Genomic DNA, 7,719 nt, shown 5'->3' with positions numbered 1-7,719 from the left:
GGGAACTGCCAGGCATCAAATAAAGCAGAAGGCCATCCGGAAGGATGGCCTTTTTGCGTTGGTGCAGAAAAAATGCCGGATGCGACGCTGACGCGTCTTATCCAGCCTACGCAGGCACGATAGGGGGCAGCTTATTCCCCCACATACGCCAGATTCAGCAACGGATACGGTTTCCCCAAATCGTCCACCTCAGAGCGTCCCGTAACCTTAAAACCCACCTTCTTATAGAACCCAACCGCCTGCTCATTTTGCTCATTAACGTTGGTTGTCAGTTCCGGGGCCATTGAGAGCGCATGCTTCACCAGCATCCGGCCCACGCCGCAGCCGCGCACATCAGGATCGATAAACAGCGCATCCATATGCTGCCCACTTAACAACATAAATCCAACCGGCTGATCCCGCTCATTAACCGCGACCCACAACGGTGCTTCCGGCAGAAAGGAACGCACCAGCTCTTCCAGCTCGGCACGATACTCTGCTGATAAAAAATCGTGAGTGGCATCGACAGAACGACACCAAATCGCAACGAGTTCCTCCCCTTCCTCATGCCGTGAGCGGCGAATACTAATACCCATTTTCTCTCCTTTTAGTCATTCTTATATTCTAACGTAGTCTTTTCCTTGAAACTTTCTCACCTTCAACATGCAGGCTCGACATTGGCAAATTTTCTGGTTATCTTCAGCTATCTGGATGTCTAAACGTATAAGCGTATGTAGTGAGGTAATCAGGTTATGCCGATTCGTGTGCCGGACGAGCTACCCGCCGTCAATTTCTTGCGTGAAGAAAACGTCTTTGTGATGACAACTTCTCGTGCGTCTGGTCAGGAAATTCGTCCACTTAAGGTTCTGATCCTTAACCTGATGCCGAAGAAGATTGAAACTGAAAATCAGTTTCTGCGCCTGCTTTCAAACTCACCTTTGCAGGTCGATATTCAGCTGTTGCGCATCGATTCCCGTGAATCGCGCAACACGCCCGCAGAGCATCTGAACAACTTCTACTGTAACTTTGAAGATATTCAGGAACAGAACTTTGACGGTCTGATTGTAACCGGTGCGCCGCTGGGCCTGGTGGAGTTTAATGATGTCGCTTACTGGCCGCAGATCAAACAGGTGCTGGAGTGGTCGAAAGATCACGTCACCTCGACGCTGTTTGTCTGCTGGGCGGTACAGGCAGCGCTCAATATCCTCTACGGCATTCCTAAGCAAACTCGCACCGACAAACTCTCTGGCGTTTACGAGCATCATATTCTCCATCCTCATGCGCTTCTGACGCGTGGCTTTGATGATTCATTCCTGGCACCGCATTCGCGCTATGCTGACTTTCCGGCAGCGTTGATTCGTGATTACACCGATCTGGAAATTCTGGCAGAGACGGAAGAAGGGGATGCATATCTGTTTGCCAGTAAAGATAAGCGCATTGCCTTTGTGACGGGCCATCCCGAATATGATGCGCAAACGCTGGCGCAGGAATATTTCCGCGATGTGGAAGCCGGACTAGACCCGGAAGTACCGTATAACTATTTCCCGCACAATGATCCGCAAAACAAACCGCGAGCGAGCTGGCGTAGTCACGGTAATTTGCTGTTTACCAACTGGCTCAACTATTACGTCTATCAGATCACGCCATACGATCTACGGCACATGAATCCAACGCTGGATTAATCTTCTGTGATAGCCGATCGTTAAGCGATTCAGCACCTTACCTCAGGCACCTTCGGGTGCCTTTTTTATTTCCGAAACACACCTCAGTAGGTGAATAAATTTTATTCATATTGTTATCAATAAGTTATCAAGTATTTTTAATTAAAATGGAAATTGTTTTTGATTTTGATTTTTAAATGAGTAGTCTTAGTTGTGCTGAACGAAAAGCGCACAACGATCCTTCGTTCACAGTGAGGAAGTTTTCGGATCCATGACGAGGAGCTGCACGATGACTGAACAGGCAACAACAACCGATGAACTGGCTTTCACAAGGCCGTATGGCGAGCAGGAGAAGCAAATTCTTACTGCCGAAGCGGTAGAATTTCTGACTGAGCTGGTGACGCATTTTACGCCGCAACGCAATAAACTTCTGGCGGCGCGTATTCAGCAGCAGCAAGATATTGATAACGGAACGTTGCCTGATTTTATTTCGGAAACAGCTTCCATTCGTGATGCTGACTGGAAAATTCGCGGGATTCCTGCGGACTTAGAAGATCGTCGTGTAGAGATTACCGGACCCGTAGAGCGCAAGATGGTGATCAACGCGCTCAACGCCAATGTGAAAGTCTTTATGGCCGATTTCGAAGATTCACTGGCACCAGACTGGAACAAAGTGATCGACGGGCAAATTAACCTGCGTGATGCGGTTAACGGCACCATCAGTTACACCAATGAAGCAGGCAAAATTTACCAGCTCAAGCCCAATCCAGCGGTTTTGATTTGTCGGGTACGCGGTCTGCACTTGCCGGAAAAACATGTCACCTGGCGTGGTGAGGCAATCCCCGGTAGCCTGTTTGATTTTGCGCTCTACTTCTTTCACAACTACCAGGCCTTACTGGCAAAGGGCAGTGGTCCCTATTTCTATCTGCCGAAAACCCAGTCCTGGCAGGAAGCGGCCTGGTGGAGCGAAGTCTTCAGCTATGCCGAAGATCGCTTTAATCTGCCGCGCGGCACCATCAAGGCGACGTTGCTGATTGAAACGCTGCCCGCCGTGTTCCAGATGGACGAAATCCTTCACGCACTGCGTGACCATATTGTTGGTCTGAACTGCGGTCGTTGGGATTACATCTTCAGTTATATCAAAACGTTGAAAAACTATCCCGATCGCGTCCTGCCAGACAGACAGGCAGTGACGATGGATAAACCATTCCTGAATGCTTACTCACGCCTGTTGATTAAAACCTGCCATAAACGCGGTGCTTTTGCGATGGGCGGCATGGCGGCGTTTATTCCGAGCAAAGATGAAGAGCGCAATAACCAGGTGCTCAACAAAGTAAAAGCGGATAAATCGCTGGAAGCCAATAACGGTCACGATGGCACATGGATCGCTCACCCAGGCCTTGCGGATACGGCAATGGCGGTATTTAACGACATTCTCGGCTCCCGTAAAAATCAGCTTGAAGTGATGCGCGAACAAGACGCGCCGATTACTGCCGATCAGCTGCTGGCACCTTGTGACGGTGAACGCACCGAAGAAGGTATGCGCGCAAATATTCGCGTAGCCGTGCAGTACATCGAAGCGTGGATCTCCGGCAACGGTTGTGTGCCGATTTATGGCCTGATGGAAGATGCGGCGACGGCAGAAATCTCCCGTACCTCTATCTGGCAGTGGATCCATCATCAAAAAACGTTGAGTAATGGCAAACCGGTTACCAAAACCTTGTTCCGCCAGATGTTGGGCGAAGAAATGAAAGTCATTGCCAGCGAACTGGGCGAAGAACGTTTCTCCCAGGGGCGTTTTGACGATGCCGCACGCTTGATGGAACAGATCACCACTTCCGATGAGTTAATTGATTTCCTGACCCTGCCAGGCTACCGCCTGTTAGCGTAAACCACCACATAACTATGGAGCATCTGCACATGAAAACCCGTACACAACAAATTGAAGAATTACAGAAAGAGTGGACTCAACCGCGTTGGGAAGGAATTACTCGCCCATACAGCGCGGAAGATGTGGTGAAATTACGCGGTTCAGTCAATCCTGAATGCACGCTGGCGCAACTGGGCGCGGCGAAAATGTGGCGTCTGCTGCATGGCGAGTCGAAAAAAGGCTACATCAACAGCCTCGGTGCACTGACTGGCGGTCAGGCGCTGCAACAGGCGAAAGCGGGTATTGAAGCGGTCTATCTGTCGGGATGGCAGGTAGCGGCGGACGCTAACCTGGCGGCCAGCATGTATCCGGATCAGTCGCTCTATCCGGCAAACTCGGTGCCAGCTGTGGTGGAGCGGATCAACAACACTTTCCGCCGTGCGGATCAGATCCAATGGTCCGCGGGCATTGAGCCGGGCGATCCGCGCTATGTCGATTACTTCCTGCCGATCGTTGCTGATGCGGAAGCCGGTTTTGGCGGTGTCCTGAATGCCTTTGAACTGATGAAAGCGATGATTGAAGCCGGTGCAGCGGCAGTTCACTTCGAAGATCAGCTGGCGTCCGTGAAAAAATGCGGTCATATGGGCGGCAAAGTTTTGGTGCCAACTCAGGAAGCTATTCAGAAACTGGTCGCGGCGCGTCTGGCTGCCGACGTGACGGGCGTTCCAACCCTGCTGGTTGCTCGTACCGATGCTGATGCCGCGGATCTGATCACCTCCGATTGCGACCCGTATGACAGCGAATTTATTACCGGCGAGCGTACCAGTGAAGGCTTCTTCCGTACTCATGCGGGCATTGAGCAAGCGATCAGCCGTGGCCTGGCGTATGCGCCATATGCTGACCTGGTATGGTGTGAAACCTCCACGCCAGACCTGGAACTGGCGCGTCGCTTTGCGGAGGCCATCCACGCGAAATATCCGGGCAAACTGCTGGCTTATAACTGCTCGCCGTCGTTCAACTGGCAGAAAAACCTCGACGACAAAACTATTGCCAGCTTCCAGCAGCAGCTGTCAGATATGGGCTACAAGTTCCAGTTCATCACCCTGGCGGGGATCCACAGCATGTGGTTCAACATGTTCGACCTGGCAAACGCCTATGCGCAGGGCGAGGGCATGAAGCATTACGTTGAGAAAGTGCAGCAGCCGGAATTCGCTGCCGCGAAAGATGGCTATACCTTCGTTTCTCACCAGCAGGAAGTGGGTACGGGCTACTTCGATAAAGTGACGACTATTATTCAGGGCGGCACGTCGTCGGTTACCGCGCTGACGGGGTCCACTGAAGAATCGCAGTTCTAATGACTGTGAGCCGGATAAGGCGTTTACGCCGCATCCGGCAATGAGCGCCTGATGCGACGCTGACGCGTCTTATCAGGCCTACAGCCGTTGCTGACTGTAGGCCGGATAAGGCGTTTACGCCGCATCCGGCAATCAACGCCTGATCCGACGATTTGCGCGTCTTATCCGGCAATTCTCTGCTCCCGACGAGGGCAACAAATGCCGCGTGGCCTGGAATTACTGATTGCACAAACCATTTTGCAAGGCTTCGACGCTCAATATGGTCGATTTCTCGAAGTGACTTCAGGGGCGCAGCAGCGTTTCGAGCAGGCCGACTGGCACGCTGTCCAGCAGGCGATGAAAAGCCGTATCCATCTTTATGACCATCACGTTGGTCTGGTGGTGGAACAGCTGCGCTGCATTACCAACGGCCAAAGCACGGACGCGGAATTTTTACTACGCGTCAAAGAGCATTACACCCGGCTGTTGCCGGATTACCCGCGCTTCGAGATTGCGGAGAGCTTTTTTAACTCCGTGTACTGTCGGTTATTTGACCACCGCTCGCTTACTCCCGAGCGGCTTTTTATCTTTAGCTCCCAGCCAGAGCGCCGTTTTCGTACCATTCCCCGCCCGCTGGCGAAAGACTTTCACCCCGATCACGGCTGGGAATCTCTGCTGATGCGCGTTATCAGCGACCTGCCGTTGCGTCTGCACTGGCAGAATAAAAGCCGTGACATTCATTACATAATTCGCCATCTGACGGAAACGCTAGGGACAGACAACCTCGCCGAAAGCCATTTAAAGGTGGCGAACGAACTGTTTTACCGCAATAAGGCCGCCTGGCTGGTGGGCAAACTAATAACGCCTTCCGGCACGTTGCCATTTTTATTGCCGATCCACCAGACGGATGACGGCGAACTGTTTATTGATACCTGTCTGACGACGACCGCCGAAGCGAGCATTGTCTTTGGCTTCGCGCGTTCCTATTTTATGGTTTACGCGCCGCTACCTGCCGCACTGGTCGAGTGGCTTCGGGAAATTTTGCCAGGTAAAACCACCGCTGAAGTGTATATGGCTATCGGCTGCCAGAAGCACGCCAAAACCGAAAGCTACCGTGAATATCTGATTTATCTGCAAGGCTGTAATGAGCAGTTTATTGAAGCGCCGGGCATTCGTGGAATGGTGATGCTGGTGTTCACGCTGCCGGGCTTTGATCGGGTATTCAAAGTGATTAAAGACAAGTTCGCGCCGCAGAAAGAGATGTCTGCCGCTCACGTTCGCGCCTGCTATCAATTGGTTAAAGAACACGATCGCGTGGGGCGAATGGCAGACACCCAGGAATTCGAAAACTTTGTGCTGGAGAAACGGCAAATTGCTCCAGCATTAATGGAATTACTGCTCCAGGAAGCGCCGGAAAAAATCACCGATCTCGGCGAACAGATTGTGATTCGCCACCTCTACATCGAACGACGGATGGTGCCGCTCAATATCTGGCTGGAACAAGTGGAAGGTCAGCAGCTGCGCGACGCCATTGAAGAGTATGGTAACGCTATTCGCCAGCTTGCCGCCGCCAACATCTTCCCCGGCGACATGTTATTTAAAAACTTTGGTGTCACCCGTCACGGGCGTGTGGTGTTTTATGATTACGATGAAATTTGCTACATGACGGAAGTGAATTTCCGCGACATCCCGCCGCCGCGCTATCCGGAAGATGAACTTGCCAGCGAACCGTGGTACAGCGTCTCGCCGGGCGATGTGTTCCCGGAAGAATTCCGCCACTGGCTATGCGCCGATCCACGCATTGGGCCACTGTTTGAAGAAATGCACGCTGACCTTTTTCGTGCCGACTATTGGCGCGCGCTACAAAAACGCATCCGTGAAGGACATGTGGAAGATGTTTATGCGTACCGGCGCAGGCAGCGGTTTAGCGTGCGATTCGTATAAATCAGAGGCGAAAATGTCACCGCATTCCGCCATACGCCAGCGTCACTTCCTTCGCCGCTTTTATCACCATCGCGCCAAACTCGGTTACGCGATCATCGGTAATACGTGAAATCGGCCCGGAAATCGAAATTGCGGCAAATGGTTCGCGGTGCTCATCGAAAATACACGCCGCAAGGCAACGCAGCCCCAACGCATGTTCTTCATCGTCAAATGAATAGCCACGTTTACGCGTCTGGGCGAGGTCCTCTTTTAAATGCACAGGAGACACCAGCGTCGCGTGGGTATAGGCATGTAAGCCTTTGCGATGCAGAAGTTTCGTCACCTGTTCTTCGCTCAGTTGGGCTAAAAAGGCTTTACCGGCACCAGAGGCATGCATTGGTAACTTACCACCGATAGGGGCTGACATACGCATCAGATGCGTACACTGTACCTGGTCGATAATAATCGCTTCGTGATCGCTATGATCCAGCACTGCCATATTTACCGTTTCGCCAGACTCTTCCATCAGATTGCGCAGAATAGGATGGACAATGGCTAACAAATTACGGCTCTGGAGAAAGCTGCTGCCGACCATAAAAGCATGTGCGCCGATCGCCCAGTGACCCAGTTCGCCAACCTGACGCACGAAACCCTGCTGTTGCATCGTGGTTAGCAGGCGGTGGGTCGTGGAATTGGGTAACCCGGCTTGTTGCGCCAGCTCTGTGAGTGCCACACTGCCATTGGATTCGGCAATCCACTCCAGTAATTTCAGCCCACGCGTTAAAGACTGAACCTGTCCAGTCGCTGGTGCGGTGGCAACGGCGGGTTTTCTGCCGCGTTTTGCGGGAATGGGTGCGACCATGACAGCCTCCTTTTTCTGTATCGTGGAAATCATTTTCATTTTTATTGCGGTGTAATGCAATAGTTGCCACACTGATCCGATGAGTTAATG

6 protein-coding genes are annotated in these 7,719 nt (G+C 52.0%); 4 read left to right on the top strand and 2 right to left on the bottom strand.

Going from position 1 to position 7,719, the window contains the following annotated elements; translation table 11 throughout:
- Positions 1 to 131 precede the first annotated feature (131 nt).
- Positions 132 to 575, bottom strand: a complete 444-nt coding sequence (locus tag D9742_RS16680; protein ID WP_130237625.1) for an acetyltransferase — start codon at positions 573 to 575, stop codon at positions 132 to 134.
- A 156-nt stretch (positions 576 to 731) separates the two neighbouring features.
- On the opposite strand from D9742_RS16680, the gene metA reads away from it, so the two are divergent.
- The 4 genes from metA (at position 732) to aceK (ending at position 6,788) form a co-directional block, all read left to right on the top strand.
- Complete coding sequence (metA, locus tag D9742_RS16675) at positions 732 to 1,661, top strand: homoserine O-succinyltransferase (RefSeq protein ID WP_001122786.1); 930 nt, start codon at positions 732 to 734, stop codon at positions 1,659 to 1,661.
- A 268-nt stretch (positions 1,662 to 1,929) separates the two neighbouring features.
- Positions 1,930 to 3,531, top strand: a complete 1,602-nt coding sequence (gene aceB / locus D9742_RS16670; RefSeq protein WP_130237624.1) for a malate synthase A — start codon at positions 1,930 to 1,932, stop codon at positions 3,529 to 3,531.
- Between the two features lie 29 nt (positions 3,532 to 3,560).
- A complete protein-coding gene (gene aceA / locus D9742_RS16665) occupies positions 3,561 to 4,865 on the top strand; it encodes an isocitrate lyase (protein WP_000857853.1) in 1,305 nt (434 codons plus the stop codon).
- Between the two features lie 198 nt (positions 4,866 to 5,063).
- Positions 5,064 to 6,788: a bifunctional isocitrate dehydrogenase kinase/phosphatase gene (gene aceK / locus D9742_RS16660; protein ID WP_130237623.1), complete on the top strand. Its 1,725-nt coding sequence runs from the start codon at positions 5,064 to 5,066 to the stop codon at positions 6,786 to 6,788.
- A gap of 16 nt (positions 6,789 to 6,804) precedes the next feature.
- On the opposite strand, the gene iclR is transcribed toward aceK, so the two are convergent.
- Entirely contained in the window at positions 6,805 to 7,629 is an 825-nt protein-coding gene (iclR, locus tag D9742_RS16655) for a glyoxylate bypass operon transcriptional repressor IclR (protein WP_000226399.1), read from the bottom strand.
- Positions 7,630 to 7,719: the final 90 nt, after the last annotated feature.

Origin of the sequence: Escherichia sp. E1V33 (assembly GCF_004211955.1) — a bacterium.
Classification (GTDB): Bacteria; Pseudomonadota; Gammaproteobacteria; order Enterobacterales; family Enterobacteriaceae; genus Escherichia.
This window is presented reverse-complemented; position numbering and strand designations above follow the sequence as displayed.

Coding starts and splice junctions, on each gene's coding strand:
- aceA (WP_000857853.1), top strand. CDS start 3,561: ATGAAAACCCGTACACAACAAATTGAAGAATTACAGAAAGAGTGGACT.
- aceB (WP_130237624.1), top strand. CDS start 1,930: ATGACTGAACAGGCAACAACAACCGATGAACTGGCTTTCACAAGGCCG.
- metA (WP_001122786.1), top strand. CDS start 732: ATGCCGATTCGTGTGCCGGACGAGCTACCCGCCGTCAATTTCTTGCGT.
- iclR (WP_000226399.1), bottom strand. CDS start 7,629: ATGGTCGCACCCATTCCCGCAAAACGCGGCAGAAAACCCGCCGTTGCC.
- aceK (WP_130237623.1), top strand. CDS start 5,064: ATGCCGCGTGGCCTGGAATTACTGATTGCACAAACCATTTTGCAAGGC.
- D9742_RS16680 (WP_130237625.1), bottom strand. CDS start 575: ATGGGTATTAGTATTCGCCGCTCACGGCATGAGGAAGGGGAGGAACTC.